Annotated in this window: 11 protein-coding genes; 5 read left to right on the forward strand and 6 right to left on the reverse strand. The window is 70.9% G+C overall.

Annotated features, from left to right (window positions below; all coding sequences use genetic code 11):
• Together hutI and hutU are read left to right on the forward strand one after the other, a co-directional pair.
• Window positions 1–1,224: an imidazolonepropionase gene (hutI, locus tag F1D61_RS02895; RefSeq protein ID WP_203156432.1), complete on the forward strand. Its 1,224-nt coding sequence runs from the start codon at window positions 1–3 to the stop codon at window positions 1,222–1,224.
• Between the two features lie 215 nt (window positions 1,225–1,439).
• Window positions 1,440–3,104: a urocanate hydratase gene (hutU, locus tag F1D61_RS02900; RefSeq protein ID WP_203156433.1), complete on the forward strand. Its 1,665-nt coding sequence runs from the start codon at window positions 1,440–1,442 to the stop codon at window positions 3,102–3,104.
• 1,442 nt (window positions 3,105–4,546) lie between these two features.
• On the opposite strand, the gene F1D61_RS02905 is transcribed toward hutU, so the two are convergent.
• A complete protein-coding gene (locus tag F1D61_RS02905; RefSeq protein ID WP_203156434.1) occupies window positions 4,547–5,626 on the reverse strand; it encodes a replication initiator protein A in 1,080 nt (359 codons plus the stop codon).
• A 384-nt stretch (window positions 5,627–6,010) separates the two neighbouring features.
• On the opposite strand from F1D61_RS02905, the gene F1D61_RS02910 reads away from it, so the two are divergent.
• Both F1D61_RS02910 and pepT read left to right on the forward strand, forming a co-directional pair.
• Complete coding sequence (locus F1D61_RS02910; protein WP_203156435.1) at window positions 6,011–6,631, forward strand: glutathione S-transferase family protein; 621 nt, start codon at window positions 6,011–6,013, stop codon at window positions 6,629–6,631.
• A gap of 221 nt (window positions 6,632–6,852) precedes the next feature.
• Entirely contained in the window at window positions 6,853–8,088 is a 1,236-nt protein-coding gene (pepT, locus tag F1D61_RS02915) for a peptidase T (protein ID WP_203156436.1), read from the forward strand.
• A gap of 118 nt (window positions 8,089–8,206) precedes the next feature.
• Here pepT and F1D61_RS02920 read toward each other — a convergent pair whose 3' ends face one another.
• A complete protein-coding gene (locus F1D61_RS02920; protein WP_203156437.1) occupies window positions 8,207–9,319 on the reverse strand; it encodes an FAD-binding domain-containing protein in 1,113 nt (370 codons plus the stop codon).
• 539 nt (window positions 9,320–9,858) lie between these two features.
• Here F1D61_RS02920 and F1D61_RS02925 point away from each other — a divergent pair.
• On the forward strand, window positions 9,859–11,793 hold the full coding sequence (locus F1D61_RS02925) for an SDR family NAD(P)-dependent oxidoreductase (protein WP_203156438.1): 1,935 nt from the start codon (window positions 9,859–9,861) through the stop codon (window positions 11,791–11,793).
• Between the two features lie 59 nt (window positions 11,794–11,852).
• On the opposite strand, the gene F1D61_RS02930 is transcribed toward F1D61_RS02925, so the two are convergent.
• The 4 genes from F1D61_RS02930 to F1D61_RS02945 form a co-directional block, all read right to left on the reverse strand.
• The gene (locus F1D61_RS02930; protein WP_203156439.1) at window positions 11,853–12,896 is read right to left on the reverse strand and encodes a zinc-dependent alcohol dehydrogenase family protein; all 1,044 of its coding nucleotides are present in this window, start codon (window positions 12,894–12,896) and stop codon (window positions 11,853–11,855) included.
• 68 nt (window positions 12,897–12,964) lie between these two features.
• Window positions 12,965–13,888 (reverse strand): glycosyltransferase family 2 protein, encoded by a 924-nt coding sequence (locus tag F1D61_RS02935; protein WP_348649456.1) that lies wholly within the window; start codon window positions 13,886–13,888, stop codon window positions 12,965–12,967.
• A gap of 3 nt (window positions 13,889–13,891) precedes the next feature.
• Complete coding sequence (locus tag F1D61_RS02940; protein ID WP_203156440.1) at window positions 13,892–15,706, reverse strand: alpha/beta hydrolase; 1,815 nt, start codon at window positions 15,704–15,706, stop codon at window positions 13,892–13,894.
• 229 nt (window positions 15,707–15,935) lie between these two features.
• Window positions 15,936–16,745, reverse strand: coding sequence for a WecB/TagA/CpsF family glycosyltransferase (locus F1D61_RS02945; RefSeq protein ID WP_203156441.1), 810 nt, complete (start codon window positions 16,743–16,745; stop codon window positions 15,936–15,938).
• Window positions 16,746–16,850 lie beyond the last annotated feature (105 nt).

Genomic DNA, 16,850 nt, shown 5'->3' on the forward strand with positions numbered 1-16,850 from the left:
ATGAGCGGGAGTGAAGGCGTGACGCAGGTCTGGCGCAACGTCCGGCTCGCCACCTTCGCGCCCGGGCTCGCGGGCATCGGCGCGGTCGAGCAGGGCGCGCTGGCGATCCGCGACGGCCGCATCCTGTATGCCGGGCCCGCGGCCGACCTGCCGGGGGCGGCTCTCGCGGGCGCCGAGACGATCGACGGCGAGGGCCGCTGGATCACCCCCGGCCTGATCGACTGCCACACCCACCTCGTCTGGGCCGGCGACCGGGCGCACGAATTCGAGTTGCGCTTGAGCGGCGCCTCCTACGAGGAGGTGGCGCGGGCCGGCGGCGGCATCGTCTCGTCGGTCGGCGCCCTGCGGGCCGCGAGCGAGGACGACCTCGTGCGCCAGACCCTGCCCCGGCTCGACGCGCTGATGGCCGAGGGCGTCACCACCGTCGAGGTGAAGTCGGGCTACGGCCTCGATCTGCCGAGCGAGCGCAAGGCGCTCCGCGCCGCCCGCCGGCTCGCGGAGCTGCGCCCGGTCACGATCCGCACCACCTTCCTCGGCGCCCACGCCCTGCCGCCGGAGGCCCGCGGCGACAAGGACGCCTATATCGCCGAGGTCGCCGACACGATGCTGCCGGCGCTCGCCGCGGACGGCCTCGTCGATGCGGTCGATGCGTTCTGCGAAGGCATCGCCTTCTCGCCCGATCAGGTCGCGCGGGTGTTCGCGCGGGCGGAGTCGCTCGGGTTGCCGGTGAAGCTCCATGCCGACCAGCTCTCGAATCTCGGCGGTGCCGCCCTGGCGGCACGTCATCACGCGCTGTCGGCCGATCACCTCGAACATACCGACGAGGCCGGGGCCGCCGCCATGGCGGCGAGCGGCACCGTCGCGGTGCTGCTGCCCGGCGCCTATTACTTCATCCGCGAGACCGTGCTGCCGCCGGTCGGGCTGTTCCGGCGCCACGGCGTCCCGATGGCGGTCGCGACGGATGCCAATCCCGGCACCTCGCCGCTCACCTCGCTGCTGCTCGCCATGAACATGGCCGCGACCCTGTTCCGCCTCACCGTCGAGGAATGCCTGGCCGGCACCACCCGCGAGGCCGCCCGCGCGCTCGGGATCCTGTCCGAGGTCGGCACGCTCGAAGCCGGCAAGCGCGCCGACCTCGCCGTGTGGTCGGTCGAGCGGCCGGCCGAGCTCGTCTACCGCATGGGGTTCAACCCGCTTCATGCCCGCATCTGCGGAGCGCGCTGACCACGAGACTGTTTTCTCCTGTTCGCGACCTCATCCTGAGGTGTCAGTCGATCTTCGATCGACTGACCTCGAAGGAGGGCTCCAGAAGTCTCCGAGATCACTGGAGCCCTCCTTCGAGGCTGTGCGATCTTCGATCGCCCAGCACCTCAGGATGAGGGTGTGGGTGGGATGAGTTGCACGACGATCGAATGCCACCCTCCTACCCGGAGCCCCCCATGACCCGCATCGACAACGCCCGCATCGTCCGCGCCCCCCACGGCACGGCCCTCACCGCCAAGAGCTGGCTGACCGAGGCGCCGCTGCGGATGCTGATGAACAACCTCGATCCCGACGTCGCCGAGCGGCCGGGCGAACTGGTGGTCTATGGCGGCATTGGCCGGGCGGCGCGGGACTGGGCGAGCTTCGACCGCATCGTGGCGGCCCTGCGCGACCTCGACGACGACCAGACCCTGCTGGTCCAGTCCGGCAAGCCGGTCGGGGTGTTCCGCACCCATGCGGATGCCCCCCGGGTGCTGATCGCCAACTCGAACCTGGTGCCGCACTGGGCGACCTGGGAGCATTTTCACGAGCTCGATCGCAAGGGCCTGATGATGTACGGCCAGATGACGGCCGGGTCCTGGATCTATATCGGCAGCCAGGGCATCGTTCAGGGCACCTACGAGACCTTCGTCGAGATGGGCCGCCAGCATTATGCCGGCGACCTGTCAGGCCGCTGGATTCTCACCGCCGGTCTCGGCGGCATGGGCGGCGCGCAGACGCTCGCCGCCACCATGGCGGGGGCCTCCTGCCTCGCGGTCGAGGCGCAGGCCTCGCGCATCGAGTTCCGCCTGCGCACTGCTTACGTCGACGTCCAGGCCCGCGACCTCGACCACGCCCTGGAGCTGATCGAGGAATCCCGCCGCACCAAGACCCCGCGCTCTGTCGCGCTGCTCGGCAACGCCGCCGACATCTTCGGCGAGCTCTATGCCCGCGGCGTGCGCCCCGATTGCGTCACCGACCAGACCTCGGCCCACGATCCGGTCAACGGCTACCTACCGGCGGGCTGGACCGTCGCCGAGTGGGAAGCGAAGCGCGAGACCGATCCGGCCGCGGTGGCGGCGGCGGCGAAGCGTTCGATGGCGGTGCATGTCCGGGCGATGCTCGATTTCCACCGCGCCGGGGTGCCGGTGGTCGATTACGGCAACAACATCCGCCAGATGGCGCTGGAGGAGGGCGTCGAGGACGCCTTCGCCTTCCCGGGCTTCGTGCCGGCCTACATTCGCCCGCTCTTCTGCCGCGGCGTCGGGCCGTTCCGCTGGTGCGCCCTGTCCGGCGACCCGGAGGACATCTACCGCACCGATGCCAAGGTGAAGGAGCTTCTGCCCGACAACCACCATCTCCACCGCTGGCTCGACATGGCGCGGGAAAAAATCCGGTTCCAGGGCCTGCCGGCGCGGATCTGCTGGGTGGGCTTGGGCGACCGTCACCGCCTCGGGCTGGCCTTCAACGAGATGGTGCGCAAGGGCGAATTGAAGGCGCCGATCGTCATCGGCCGCGACCACCTCGATTCCGGCTCGGTCGCCTCGCCGAACCGCGAGACGGAGGCGATGCGCGACGGGTCGGACGCGGTCTCCGACTGGCCGCTCCTGAATGCCCTCCTCAACACCGCGTCCGGCGCGACCTGGGTCTCGCTGCATCACGGCGGCGGGGTCGGCATGGGCTTCTCGCAGCATGCCGGCATGGTGATCGTCTGCGACGGCAGCGAGGCCGCGGACCGGCGCCTGGAGCGGGTCTTGTGGAACGACCCCGCCACCGGCGTGATGCGCCATGCGGATGCCGGCTACGAGGACGCGGCGGCCTGCGCCCGGGAGCATGGTCTGGATCTGCCGTCGCTGGGGTAAGGCGTTTCCACGGTCCTGTCCGAGCGACCTGAGCGCATTCAAACCCTCGACGTCATCCCGGGGCCGCGAAAGCGGAACCCGGGATCCATAACCGCTGACGATGCAGGATGAAGCGGAACGCCGACTGTCTTGACCCACAGAATACGACAACCGCGGGAAAGCTGCCGGCATGGGGTCTTCCCACCCTCGACCTCATCCTGAGGTGTTAGTCGATCGAAGATCGACTGACCTCGAAGGAGGGCTCCAGAAGCCTCTGCGATCCCTGGAGCCCTCCTTCGAGGCTCACTTCGTTCGCACCTCAGGATGAGGTTAGCGGGTAGGATGGTCCCGTCTGCCTCAAATATTTGGTAGAAATCCTGCTCAAACAGGCTCTCAGGATGAGGTCGAGGGTGCGAAAGGCCTGGAACCGTACGCGGAACTGGTCCGAGACCGCGCGACGTATTTCGGGAACTTCGCCTTTCCCCGCTACGACATCCGCGAGGGGCCTCGGAGACGGCAAAACCGCTTCGTCCTCGATTGGCGACCCTTGATCTTCAGGACCGCCCTCCCGTGCCTGCCCTATCCACCGGGGCAGCGTTCGGGATTGCGGGTAAACCGTGCAGAACCCGGTCCCGCATCAGGCGCTTCTCCCCGCTGTCCCCGATGTACGTCCTCGCGTCGCCGCACCCGCTCCGCATCACCGGGAACTCCCCGCCGCCGGCTTTCCGTGATCGCGATCGGCACCCTCCCGCGCCTCGCCGGCGTCGCGGATCGCATTTCCATCCCGCTTCTTGCCGCCCGGGCGTACTTCACGAACGGTTCGCCATGGTGCGAACCCCCCGTTTTTTCGCCCTCGCGCAAAGCCATCCATCCACACAGCCGCCTTGAATCCGCTCGTACGATGCCGCGGTCCGGCGAGTCGAGATCGTGATCCTCCATCCCGGAGAGTCCCACAGGAAAGCTTTCTCGAGTCGAGTCCAGCCTGGCGGCCTCGGTTCGATAGATGCCGTAGTGGATCGATTCGTTCCGGCGAGTCCCGTGGACTCCTGTGGGTGCCGTGTGGATCGCGCCTCGACTCGCGATTGCCGGCCACGACTCGGGCTTCGACTCGCCGTCCGGCTTTTCCCCAGAATGCACCGCTTAGAGTGTTACAGGAATCTTTATCGATTTAGGCGCGTCGGGGGCGGCGATTCCTGAAACTCGCCCAAATGTTTAACGCGGGTGGACCGTTCCCGTTGTACCGGGGATTCGTCCCCGTTGTACCGGCCGTCCTGTCCCCGAAGTACCGTGCCGGCGTTCCCGATCGCACGGTGCGCGTTCCCGAAGTGCCGACCCGACCCCCGGGCGTTCCCGAAGTGCCGAGTCCACCCGACTCGTTCACAGGGATTCCGGGGATTTCCCCTCGGAGCCGTCGTTCTCGGCCGCCGCTCCCCTCGTACATCGGGAACGGGCGGGCCTGTGGATCAGTGTGCGTCGCGCACGAAGCGCTCGGCAAACCCCAGGAAGGCGCTCTCGTAGTTCTTCGGCTCGCGGGTCGCGTCGCCTTCGAGCCAGTGGTCGAACTCGGTCTTCAGCCCGTACACGTCCCAGCCCGGATGGGCCTTGCGGCAGAGCGCGATCGTCTCGTCCGACAGGTGGCGGAAGAGCGGCAGCTCGGCCGACGCCTTCGGCTTGCGGGTCCGCTTGGGCTTGGGCGCGGCGACGACCACTCCCTCGTCGGTGACGAGGTCGCGGCGGATCATCCGCAGGTGCGGCTCGCCGCGCTCCTTGTCCTCGATCCGCAGGACGAAGCCCGGCAGCTCGTCCGCCTTGGCGATCTTGGCGATCTCGAACTTGAACCGGCGATAGGTGCCTTCCGCGCCCGACTTGTCGAACAGGGTCGGCAGGCTGATGGCAAAACCGCTGTCGCCCGCCCCCCCGGCATGCTTGCGGGCGATGCGGTAGAGCCAGCGCTCGCGCCCGCCGGTGATGCCGAAATAGGCCGGGTCGATGGCGAGCACCCCGCCATCCATCAGCACGCCCTCGTAGAACCAGTCCGACAGGGTGATCGACATGCCCCGGCTGGCATTGGTCTCCTCGTCGATCGTGTCGTCGAAGGCGTCGATCCAGCTGAACTGGCGTTCCTTGCGCTTGGCCTTCTCGGCCCGGATGTTGGTGCGCACCGAGGTCGATTGCAGGCGAAACAGCGCGTCGCGCAGGAGCTTGTATTGCCGCCCGCCGGTCTCGCGGCCGATTCCCTTCAGCAGGTCGTAGGGCATGAAGTTGAGCTTGCGCGGGATGTCGTTGCGGCCGCGCTTCTTCATCTCGCAGATCGTCGAGGCGGCCCAGATCAGGATGTCGGCATCCCAGATCGTCGCCATGCCGTAGGCCTGGTTCGGCAGCACCCGCACCCAGACCGAGCCGTCGGGGCTCGTATAGTCGATCTCCTTCAGGCGCTTCTGCTTGGCGATCGAGAAGAACGGCCGCTCCATCGTCTCCCGCTGGTCGCGGAAATGGACGAAGGGCACCACCATGTCGATCTGGTCGTTGCGCCGATGGCTCATCGTCACGTCCGTGTCGGGCCTAAGCAGATTTCGCAAAAGTGGCTGCCGGTTTTGCGACAAAAATCTGCGATAAAACAACAACCTAAGCGGACGAAGCGTTGGCCTGCCAACGCAAGTCTGCTGAGGGACGGCGCCCGCCGCGCCGTGCCGTTCCCTGCCGCCCTGCCGTCCCGAATCCGTCTCATGGCCCGACGCTAGGCCCCGCCTTCCTTCCAAATCGTGGACGCAACAGGGTTTTCGGAGGTCGTCCCCGATCCTCTTCAATCGCGGTTAACGTCGAATCCGGATCGCCGCCCTGGTCGTGGCAGCGCTTGTCGCCGGGCCCCGCGCCCTGGTAACCGGGTGTTAGGATTTGCCGGGAAAGCCCGCCGGAGGGAGCGCAGCATGATCCAGCTCTACGCCTGGGACACGCCGAACGGCCGCAAGATCAGCGTCGCCCTGGAGGAGATGGGCCTGACCTACCGGGTCGAGCCGGTCGACATCACCAAGGGCCGGCAATTCGCGCCGGATTTCCTCGCCATCAGCCCGAACAACCGCATCCCGGCGATCGTCGATTCGGAAGGCCCGGACGGGGCGCCGATCTCGGTGTTCGAATCGGGCGCGATCCTGGTCTACCTCGCCGAGAAGACGGGGCTGTTCCTGCCCGCTTCCGGGCGCGGCCGGGTCCAGGTCATGGAATGGCTGATGTGGCAGATGGGCGGCTTCGGGCCGATGCCGGGCCAGGTCCACCACTTCCTCGGCGTCGACGAAAAGGATCGCGCCTACGGGCTCGAGCGCTACCAGAAGGAAACGCGCCGGCTCTACGGCGTGCTCGACAGGCGGCTGGGGGAGGGCGAGTTCGTCGCCGGCGCCCTCTCGATCGCCGATTTCGCGATTCTCGGTTGGGCCTGGCGCCATGCCCGGCACCGGGTCGACTTGGCGGACTACCCGAACGTGCGGCGCTGGTACGAGGCGCTGATGGCGCGGCCTGGGGTACAGCGCGGATTCGCGGTGGCGCTCACCTGACGGTGTTGCGGGTATCTTGTCCATCCCACCCACGACCTCATCCTGAGGTGTCGGTCCATCATCGATGGACTGACCTCGAAGGAGGGCTCCAGAAGTCTCGGCGATCCCTGGAGCCCTCCTTCGAGGCTGTGCGATCTTCGATCGCCCAGCACCTCAGGATGAGGTCGCGGGTGAGACATGTGTAATCGATGACGTTGCAGGATCCGAGGGAACGACACGCCATGGCGGACGAGACGGCCCTGCGGGCCCAGCTGGTCGAGCGCTTCTTTCGCTACCTCGCGGTGGCGAGCCAGAGCGACGCCGGCGCCACCACCCTGCCGAGCACCCCGGGCCAGCGCACCCTGGCCGAGTTGCTCGCCGGTGAGCTGCGCGATCTCGGACTGACCGACGTGGTGCTCGACGAGCATGCGATCCTGACGGCGCGCAAACCCGGCACCCGGCCCGGCGCCCCGCCGATCGGCTTCGTCGCCCATCTCGACACCGTCGATGTCGGGCTCTCGCCCGAGATCCGCCCGCAGGTGCTGCGCTTCGAGGGCGCCGACCTCTGCCTTAACCGCGACCGGGACGTCTGGCTGCGCGTCGCCGAGCATCCGGAGATCGCCCCCTACCAGGGCGAGGACGTGATCGTCGGCGACGGCACCAGCGTGCTCGGGGCCGACAACAAGGCGGCGATCGCGATCCTGATGACGCTGCTCGCCACCCTGACGCCGCAGGACCCGCATGGCGACATCTTCGTCGCCTTCGTGCCCGACGAGGAGATCGGGCTGCGCGGCGCCAAGGCCCTCGACCTCGCCCGCCTGCCCGTCGATTTCGCCTACACGATCGATGCCTGCGGCCTCGGCGAGGTGGTGATCGAGACCTTCAACGCCGCCGGCGCCGAGATCGTGTTCACCGGCGTCGCCGCGCATCCGATGTCGGCCAAGGGCGTGATGGTGAACCCGCTCCTGATGGCGCACGACTTCATCGCGCGGTTCGACCGGGCCGAGACGCCGGAGAACACCGAGGGCCGCGAGGGCTACATCTGGTTCAACGGCCTCCAGGCCCATTCCGGCGAGGCGCGCCTCCAGGCGATGATCCGCGACTTCGATCGCGAGAGCTTCGCCGCCCGCAAGGCGCGCCTGCACGCGGTGACCGAGGAGATCGCCGCCCTCTATCCGACCGGCCGGGTCGCGTGCCGGATCACCGACACCTACGGCAACATCCACGACAGCCTCGGCGACGATCGCCGATCGGTCGATCTCCTGTTCGCGGCGCTCGAGGCCGAGGGAATCGCCCCGCGCCAGATCCCGATGCGCGGCGGCACCGATGGCGCGGCCCTCTCGGCCCGCGGGCTGCCGACGCCGAACTACTTCACCGGCACCCACAATTTCCACTCGCGGTTCGAGTTCCTGCCGGTCCCGGCCTTCGCGGCCTCGTGGCGGGTGACGCGGCGGATTTGCTTGCTGGCGGCGGGGTAGGAGCCCGGGTCTCGCCGTGCCGCGTCGCGGACGCGACTCGATCCCGAGAGCCGACCCGATCTGATTGCATCCTCCGGAAGCGACAACCGGCAGATTGCGACGGCGCGCTTCCCCTCGCTCACGCTCCCGTCAGCTTCGGAATCGCCCCCCGCAGCCGCGAATAGCCCCGGTTCGACAGCGGCCAGCACCGCTCGTCCCAGTCCCGCCGGATCCGGCGGCAGCCCGCCGGCAGCGCCTCGGCGGAAGGGCCGATGGGAGCGAACGGGGTCACCACCGGCAGGTCGCCGGCCCACCCCTCCCGCACCGGCTCGACCGGGCAGCCGAAATGCGCGCCCGCCCGGGCGAGCGCATCCCCGATCGCCGCCTCGTCCGCCGCGCGGACCCGGTCGGCCACGCCCTCGACCGAAGCGGTCAGGCCGCCGACCCGCACCACCCGGGCGCCGCCGAGGGACAGGCTCTCCGGGTGCAGGTCGTCGAGATGCAGGAGCAGGGCGACCGGACCGTCCGGCGGCGCATCGGCCGGCGCCGGCGGAACCTCGCGCGGCGGTGTCTCCTCCTCCAGGGCGGCCGCCCGCTCGTCGAGGCCGGCGGGATCGTGTCGGCCGTCGGTGAACTCCCGGATGTTGTCGCGCCGCGCGAGGTAGGGCTTGCCCCGCGTGTGCAGGCCCGCGACCCAGCGCCAGGACAGGGTGTTGCTCGCCGGATCGCCGTCGAGGAGGTGGCGGAGGAAGAAGTCGGCGCCGAGTTCCCAGGGCAGGCGCAGGGTGAAGATCCAGATCGAGGCGAACCACATCCGGGCGTGGTTGTGCAGCCAGCCTTCCTCCACGAGCTGCACGGCCCAGTCGTCGAACCCGTCGATCCCGGTCCGTCCGGCGATCGCCCGTTCGTGGGTCCGGCGCAGGCCGGGCTCGGTGGCGAGACGGTCGCGCCCGGCGTCGCACCCGGCGAGGTAGCGCGTCCAGGCCTCCGGATGGGTCTCGAGATGGCCCTTGAAATAGGTGCGCCAGAAGACCTCGCTGATGAATTTTTCCGCCCCGCGCCCACCGAAGGCGCGCAGGCTTGCCCGGACGACCTCCTCCTCGGTCAGGAGCCGGCGGCGCAGGTAGGGCGACAGGGCCGAGGTCGTCGGCGCCGCGCCCCGGCCGCGATCGGTGTTGCGGGCGGCGGCGTAATCGGCGCCGGGGCCGGCGAGGAAGGCGGCCAGCGCCGCGAGGCCGGCCGCGCGGGTCATGACGGGAGGGGACGATTCGTGAGACATCGCCGTCATGTAGGACGGTCGGGCCCGGAAGCGGGGCGGCGCCGTGCCTCAGGCGAGACCCGCGCGCGGCGAGGGGCTCCGGCTGTCCGGCACTCGCCGGCATCGCCCCGGGGTGATCCGCCACCAGGAACCCGCGGCCGGGCTCCAGCACCGTGTCGAGCCCGTCCCGGGCCTCGTAAGATCATTCGTCGTGCCGCAGGCGGCCTCGAGCGGGCGCATGCGGCGACAGAAGGCCGGCTGGCCGGGGCGCGTCGGACGATCGTGAGCGGCGCGCCGCGGCTTCGGGGACGACACCGTTCCAATCGGCGGGGGCGGCCTGGAGCTGGAAGAAGGCAGGGCCGGGCATGGGATGCGGGGGCTCCCTTGCACGGACCGTGCATCCGCGACGCTCCCTGGCCGCATGTCCGATGGCGGAGCGGCGGCGTTTGGCAAGTCTCCCTGCGCGGGGCACCGGCGCCACCACCCCGCGTTGACACCGCGGAAGCCCCGGCCGATACCGCGCCCGGCTCCCGATGCGCAGACAGATCCTCAAGACCGCGACGATCATCGTCCACGACCTCGTGGCGACGGCCCTCGCCGTGCTCCTCACCTTCGCGATCCGCTTCGACGGCCCGCTCCTAGCCGAGCGGCTCGCCCATTTGCCGGTGCTGCTGCCGCCCTTCGTGGCCTGCGCCGGCCTGGTCTATCGTGCCTTCGGGCTCTATCGGACCAAGTGGCGCTTCGCCTCGCTGCCGGACCTCGCCAACATCGTGCGGGCCGTGGCGGTGCTGACCCTGCTGCTCCTGGTGCTCGATTACGTGCTGGTCTCGCCGGCCCTGTTCGGCATCTACTTCTTCGGCAAGATCGCCATCGGGCTCTATTTCGTCCTGCAGATTTTTTTGCTCGGCGGGCCGCGGCTGGCGTTCCGCTACCTGAAATACAGCCGCTCGCGCCAGAGTGCGGCGCGGGCCGCCAGCACCCCGACCCTGCTGATCGGGCGCGGCCACGACATCGAGGTGGTGCTGCGCGCCATCGAGTCGGGCGCCGTGCGCAAGCTCGACCCGAAGGGCATCCTCTCGCCCCGGGCCGAGGAGCAGGGCCAGACCATGCGCGGCGTGCCGGTGCTGGGATCCGTCTCCGACCTCGACGCGGTGGTGGCCGCCATGGCCGCCCGCGGCGTGCCGATCCGCCGCCTCGTCGCGACCCCGAGCGCCCTCGCCCCCGAGGCCGAGCCCGAGGCGCTGATCGCGCGGGCGCGCCGCCTCGGCCTGCCGCTCGCGCGGGTCACGAGCCTCGGCGATGCCGGCCGCGGGGCGGAACTCGCCCCGATCGAGATCGAGGACCTGCTGCTCCGCCCGACCGTCGCCATCGACCGGCCGCGGCTGGAGCACTTCCTGACCGGGCAGCGGATCGTCGTCACCGGTGGCGGCGGCTCGATCGGCTCGGAGATCTGCGCCCGCGCCGTCGCCTTCGGGGCGAGCGCCGTCCTGGTGCTGGAGAGTTCCGAGCCCGCCCTGCACGGGGTCCTGAGCCGCCCCGGCCTCTCCGGCCAGGAGGGGGTGAGCGGCGTCATCGCCGACATCCGCGACCGCGACCGGCTGTTTCGGGTGCTGAAGGAGTTCCGGCCCGACTACGTCTTCCACGCCGCCGCCTTGAAGCAGGTGCCCTACCTCGAGCGCGACTGGAGCGAGGGCATCAAGACCAACGTCTTCGGCTCGGTCAACGTCGCCGACGCGACGCTGGCCGCCGGCGCCAAGGCGCTCGTCATGATCTCGACCGACAAGGCGATCGAGCCGGTCTCGCAGCTCGGCGTCACCAAGCGCTTCGCCGAGATGTACGCCCAGGCCCTCGATGCCGGCCGCACACCCGGCGAGACCCGCCTGGTGGCGGTGCGCTTCGGCAACGTGCTGGGTTCCGTCGGCTCGGTGGTGCCGGTGTTCAAGGCGCAGATCGCCCGCGGCGGCCCCGTCACGCTGACGCACCCGGACATGGTGCGCTACTTCATGACGGTGCGCGAGGCCGCCGACCTCGTCCTCACCGCCGCGTCGCACGCCGACCGCGAGGCCCGCGACCCGAAGGCCGGCGACCAGCGCGCCGCCGTCTACGTGCTCAAGATGGGCCAGCCGGTGCGGATCCGCGACCTCGCCGAGCGGATGATCCGGCTCGCCGGCTTCGAGCCCGGCGAGGACATCGACGTGCTGGTCACCGGCGCCCGCCCGGGCGAGCGCCTGAACGAGATCCTGTTCGCCCGCGACGAGCCGATGGTGAACCTCGCCGGCATCGACGGGGTGATGGCGGCCAAACCCGTCTTCGCCGACCGTGCCCAGTTGCAGGCCTGGCTCGACCGGCTGGCGGCGGCCGTGGCGGCGGACGACCGGGCGGCGGCCGACGCGGTGTTCGGCGAGGCGATCCCGGACTTCCTGCTGCGGGGCGAGGGCAAGACCCCCGCTGTCGCCTCCGCCGGTTGAGCGGGTGCCGCGCCGGGCCGGCATCCAGCCCGCTCCGGCGCCGCAAGCGGGAGGCCCGCTCAGGCCCGCGGATCGATGATCGCGATGCCGTCGGGCGCCGTGTCCCCCATCGCGACGAGTGCCGGAACGGCTTGCGCGAGCGAGAGCGTCTCGCCCAGGAGCCGCTCCGGCGTGAGCCGGCCGGCCCGGATCATCTCCAGCATGGCGTCGTAGCGCCAGGCCTGCATGCCGTGGCTGCCGTAGATCTCGAGCTCGTGCGCGATGACCTGCGCCATCGGAATCGACGCCCGGGCATGGTCGGCGAGCATCAGGCCGACCTGCACGTGGCGGCCGCGCCGCCGCAGGTTGGCGATGGAGTTGAAGCAGGTCTCGGGGTGGCCGAGCGCGTCGATCGACACGTGGGCGCCTCCACCGGTGATCTCCCGGACCGCCTCGACCACGTCCGGCACGGCGCGGCTGTCGATCGTGGCATCGGCCCCCATCGCCCGGGCGAGCGCGAGCTTGGACTCGGCGATGTCCACCGCGACGACCCGGGCGCCGAGGGCGGACGCGATCATGATCGCCGAGAGGCCGACCCCGCCGGCGCCGTGGACGGCGACCCACTCGCCGCCGCGCACGCGGCCCTGGTCGACGACCGCCCGGAACGAGGTCGCGAAGCGGCAGCCGAGGCTCGCCGCCGTGGCGAAGGTCATGTCGTCGGGCAGGCGCACGAGGTTGTGGTCGGCCCGGTCGATCGCCACGAACTCGGCGAACGAGCCCCAATGGGTGAAGCCGGGCTGGAACTGCGCCTCGCAGACCTGCTGGTGGCCGGCATGGCATTCCCGGCAATGGCCGCAGGCCGCGATGAACGGCACCGTGACCCGGTCGCCGACCCGGAACCGGCGCACCGCCGACCCCGTCGCCGCCACCACGCCGGCGAATTCGTGCCCCGGCACGTGGGGCAGGCGGATATCGGGATCGTGCCCCTTCCAGCCGTGCCAGTCGCTGCGGCACAGCCCCGTGGCCTTGACGTCGATCACCACGCCGTCGGGCGCCGGCACCGGGTCCGGCACGTCGCGGATCTCCGGCACCCGGTCGAAAAGCTCGACGACCATCGCTCTCATCTCGGCCGCATCCCCGTCTCGCGAAAAACCCGCTCTGTCGGACAGGATTGCGGCCGGGCGCGCAACCCTCAGCGACCGAAGGCGCGCTGCTCTCCCGCGACCGTGTCTCCCTCTCCCCGCCGCACGGCGCAGTAGCCCGCTACCGTCCCGATCGCCCACAAGGCCTTGTCGCGGGCGGTGCCGGTATCCCGGCGCAGCAGCGCGCGGGTGCCGCTCGCGGTGAAGCGGGCGAGGCGGAAGGCGAGATAGAGGAGGCCGTAGCGGTGCAGCCGCAGCACCCGGCCGAAGCCGCGGGCATAGTCGGCGGCGCGGGTGTGGCGGCCGGCCTCAGCCACCTGGTCGTGGTGGACGACGAGGCCGTGGCGGAACACCACTCTGCGCCCCTGCGCCAGCAGGCGCAACAGGAAGTCGGTCTCCTCGCCGGAGCGGAACGGGGTCGGGGCGCCGACGCCCAGGGTCTCGTCGAAGCCGCCGACCGCGCGGGCGGCGGCGCGGCGCACGAACAGGCCGTTGGAATTGCCGGAGAACCATACGTTGCGCCGGTCGACCGCCTGGTCGGCGGCCAGGAACGCGCCCAGCGATTCGCGCCCGGTGGCGTCGAGGGTGCGGCCGGTCACGGCATCGGCCTCCGGATGCTCGGCGAAGAGCCGCACCACCTCGGCGACGAGCCCGGGCGGATACCAGCAATCGTCGTCCGGAAAGGCGACCAGGTCGCCGCGGCAGCGCGCGAGCCCGACGTTGCGGGCCCGTGACAGGCCCGGCGCCGAGCGGGCATGGTCGATGCCGAGCCGGTCGCGGTAGCGGCCTACGATCGGCTCCAGGGTGCCGGGCTCGTTCTGGTCGACCAGCACCACCTCGAAATCGGGGCAGGTCTGGGCCAGCAGGGACTCGAACAGCCGTTCGAGCTGCGCCGAGCGGCCCTTGGTGCAGACCAGGAGGGAGACGAGGGGCGGGGGGCGGAGGACAGGGGGGATACGGGGCTCATCGTCGATTCCTCAACCGCTGCGCGACATGTGCAGGGACAGCTCGCCCGGGACCCGGGCCTGTCGCGGGGGGGCCGGTTCGGCGGCGGCATCGGTCCGGCTTTCGGGCCGGGTGTCGCGCACGACCCGTTGGAGGATGGCGAAGACCCGATCCTGGTCGGCCGGGCGGCTCAGGTTGTGGTCGGTGCCCGCGAGGATCTCGACCGGATAGCCGAGGCGGCGGGCGACGCGCGCCTCCGCCTCGCCGAAATGCGCCCGCACCGTCGGGATGCCGAGGTCGTCGGCGCTGTAGACCATGCAGATCCGGGCCCCGCGGCGGCGCAGGCGGGCCACCCGGCCGGCGACGCTCGCCGCGCTCAGCGTCCGCCACGGCATCCGGGCGGTCGCGCGGTCGAAGCGGGCGGCGCCGTCGCGCAGGAGCGCGCGGGCGATCTTCATCAGGCTGAGGTCGCCGGTGAGGATCCGGCGCCAGAACCGGCCCTGCCGCGCCCGCTCGCCGTAGCTCTGGCTGTGGCGGAACGTGTCCCGCACCATGGTCTCGACGTCGGTGCCGGGCTTGAGGTCGAAGCAGTACAGGTTGACCAGGACCGCCGCGCGCAGGCGGGCATCGCCGACGAGGGCCTGGAACGCCTGGTAGGCGCCGCTGCAATTGCCCAGGACCACGCCGGGGGTGTGGCCGGTGGCCGCCAGGTGATCGATGGCCGCCGTCACGTCGGCGACCGAGTCGGCGGCATAGAGCGGCAGCGAGCCGTCCGGCCGGTCCGGGCTGTCGCCGATGCCGCGCAGGTCGAAGCGGAACGAGGCGATGCCGGAGGCCGCCAGGCGCCGGGCGAGCCGCGTCGTCTGCCGCCCGTGCCCGGCCCGCGGGTTGCGCCCGGAATTGATCACCAGCACGGTGTCGCCGCTCCAGCTTGCGGCCGGCCGGCACAGGATGCCGACGAGGCCGGGGCCGAAGCGCGACACCTCCTCGCGCCAGCCCTCGTCCTCCAGACGGCAGGGCGGCAAGGGGGGCAAGAGGGGCAAGGCGACCGGGGCGACCGGGGCGACGGCGGCAGGCGGCTCCGCCGCCACGAAGTCGCGCACCAGCGCGAAGGTCTGGTCGGGGGTGCGGGAGAAGAGCGGATCGGAGACGAGCTGCGTCAGGTCGGGGAACGGCCCGGTCTCGACACCGCTGCCGAGCGCCCGGTAGCGCTCGGCGAGCGCGTCGACCTTCGGGCCCAGCATCAGGATCCGGGGCGCCGGGGTCCGCTCCGCCGAGGCGAGGTCGAGCCGGGCCAGGTCGGCGAGGGTCCGGGGCCCGAGAAGGAAGCTGCCGATCATCAGCGAATCGGGCTCCTGCGGCATCGGCGTGCGGTCGGGCATCACGTCGATGAGCCGCGCCTGCATCGCCATCTCGCGCCGGTAGGCCTTGCCGCCCGGGAACGGGCTCAGCATCACCAGCCGGTCGATCTCCGCGCCGGTGAGCGCCGCCAGGGTGGCGCCGAGCCGCAGGCCCACCACGGCGACCTCCTCGGCGCCCCGCTCGCGCAGGAAGGCGAGGCCGGCCCGGATCGCGTCGAGGGCCGCCGGGATCTCGGGGCCCGCCGGGTCGCGGGAATCACCCTGGCCCGGATAGTCGAAGCGCAGGGTCGGACAGCCGGTCGCGGCAACCATCGCGGCGAGCTCGCGCCAGGAGCGGTAGGCGCACCATTGCTCGAACCCGAAGGTGCCGCAGAGCAGCACGCCGCGTCGGCCGGGCCCCGGGCTGAACCAGCCGAACGCGTCGCCGAGCGCGACCGGGACCGGCTCCGTCGCGGCGGGCCCTTGGCCCGCACCGTCGGTCAGCATCTGCACAGTTCCTTCTCGTTCGATCGGAACAATCCTCGGCCCGAGGGCCGGCCTGGACTGTTCTAGCGCTTGAAGTTTTCTGATTCGTCTAAGACGAGCGGGCGCCGGTGCAGCCTCCGGCCGTGACGGATCGTGCCTCGTGGTCCGTCACGAAAGGGTTTTCGCGGCGTCAGGCTGTCCGGGGAAACCCGCGCCTTTCCTCGGACAGACCAGCCGGTCGATCCCCGACTCACGACCGCGCGACCCGGACCGGCCGGTCGCGCATCAGGCTCGCCAGCCGCAGCCGCAGGATCGTGACCAGGAAGACCACGATGTCGACGGTGTAGCGCCGCCCGAGGCGGCGCGGCTCGCGCAGGAGACGGAACACCCATTCGAGCCGCAGGAGGCGCCAGGCCGCGGGCGCACGGACGGAGGCGCCGGCGGTGTAGTCGAGGAGCGCGCCGACCCCCATCAGCACCCGCGCGTCGATCCGGGGCGCGTGCTCGGCGATGAACATCTCCTGGCCCGGATTGCCGAGGGCGACGAGCAGGATGTCCGGCGAGGCGGCGTTGATCGCCGCGATCACGGCCCCGGTCTCGGCGGGGGCGAAGTAGCCGTCCCGCACGCCGACGACCCGGTGCTGGGGATGGAGGAGCGCCAGGTTGCGCGCCGCCGCCTCGGCGATGCCGGGCTTGGCCCCGAGCAGGTACAGGGTGCGCGGCGCCGTCTCGGTGGCCAGGAAGGCCGGGATCAGGTCGGTGCCGTTGAGGTTCTGGCGGAAGGAGCGGCCACGAAACAGGCCCGAGCACAGGTCGATCCCGAGCCCGTCGCTGACGAGCAGGAAGCTGCGCAAGGCGGCGGCATAGGCAGGCAGGCCGAGCGCCTTCAGCAGCATGTTTGCGTTGCAGAAGCCGAGGCAGAGCTGCGTCCGCCGGTCGAGGGCGTCGCGCAGGCGGGAAAACACCTCGTCGCGGGTGAGGTCGCTGATGCTGACGCCCTCGAGTTCGAGCCGGTCGACGCTCGCAGCTTCGGGCGCCGGATCGATGGCGCGGTCAGGCATGGGACGCTTCCGATTGGGGGTTGCGGTGATCCGTGTCGAGGCAAGACCATCGCGGCGATCGGTGAAGAATTGCCGGCGGTCCGCACCCGCCCCACGATGAATGCA

It is taken from the genome of Methylobacterium aquaticum, from assembly GCF_016804325.1.
Taxonomy (GTDB): domain Bacteria; phylum Pseudomonadota; class Alphaproteobacteria; order Rhizobiales; family Beijerinckiaceae; genus Methylobacterium; species Methylobacterium aquaticum_C.

Coding starts and splice junctions, on each gene's coding strand:
- F1D61_RS02930 (WP_203156439.1), bottom strand. CDS start 12,896: ATGAGAGCGATGGTCGTCGAGCTTTTCGACCGGGTGCCGGAGATCCGC.
- F1D61_RS02940 (WP_203156440.1), bottom strand. CDS start 15,706: ATGCTGACCGACGGTGCGGGCCAAGGGCCCGCCGCGACGGAGCCGGTC.
- F1D61_RS02910 (WP_203156435.1), top strand. CDS start 6,011: ATGATCCAGCTCTACGCCTGGGACACGCCGAACGGCCGCAAGATCAGC.
- hutI (WP_203156432.1), top strand. CDS start 1: ATGAGCGGGAGTGAAGGCGTGACGCAGGTCTGGCGCAACGTCCGGCTC.
- F1D61_RS02945 (WP_203156441.1), bottom strand. CDS start 16,745: ATGCCTGACCGCGCCATCGATCCGGCGCCCGAAGCTGCGAGCGTCGAC.
- hutU (WP_203156433.1), top strand. CDS start 1,440: ATGACCCGCATCGACAACGCCCGCATCGTCCGCGCCCCCCACGGCACG.
- F1D61_RS02920 (WP_203156437.1), bottom strand. CDS start 9,319: ATGACCCGCGCGGCCGGCCTCGCGGCGCTGGCCGCCTTCCTCGCCGGC.
- F1D61_RS02905 (WP_203156434.1), bottom strand. CDS start 5,626: ATGAGCCATCGGCGCAACGACCAGATCGACATGGTGGTGCCCTTCGTC.
- F1D61_RS02925 (WP_203156438.1), top strand. CDS start 9,859: ATGCGCAGACAGATCCTCAAGACCGCGACGATCATCGTCCACGACCTC.
- pepT (WP_203156436.1), top strand. CDS start 6,853: ATGGCGGACGAGACGGCCCTGCGGGCCCAGCTGGTCGAGCGCTTCTTT.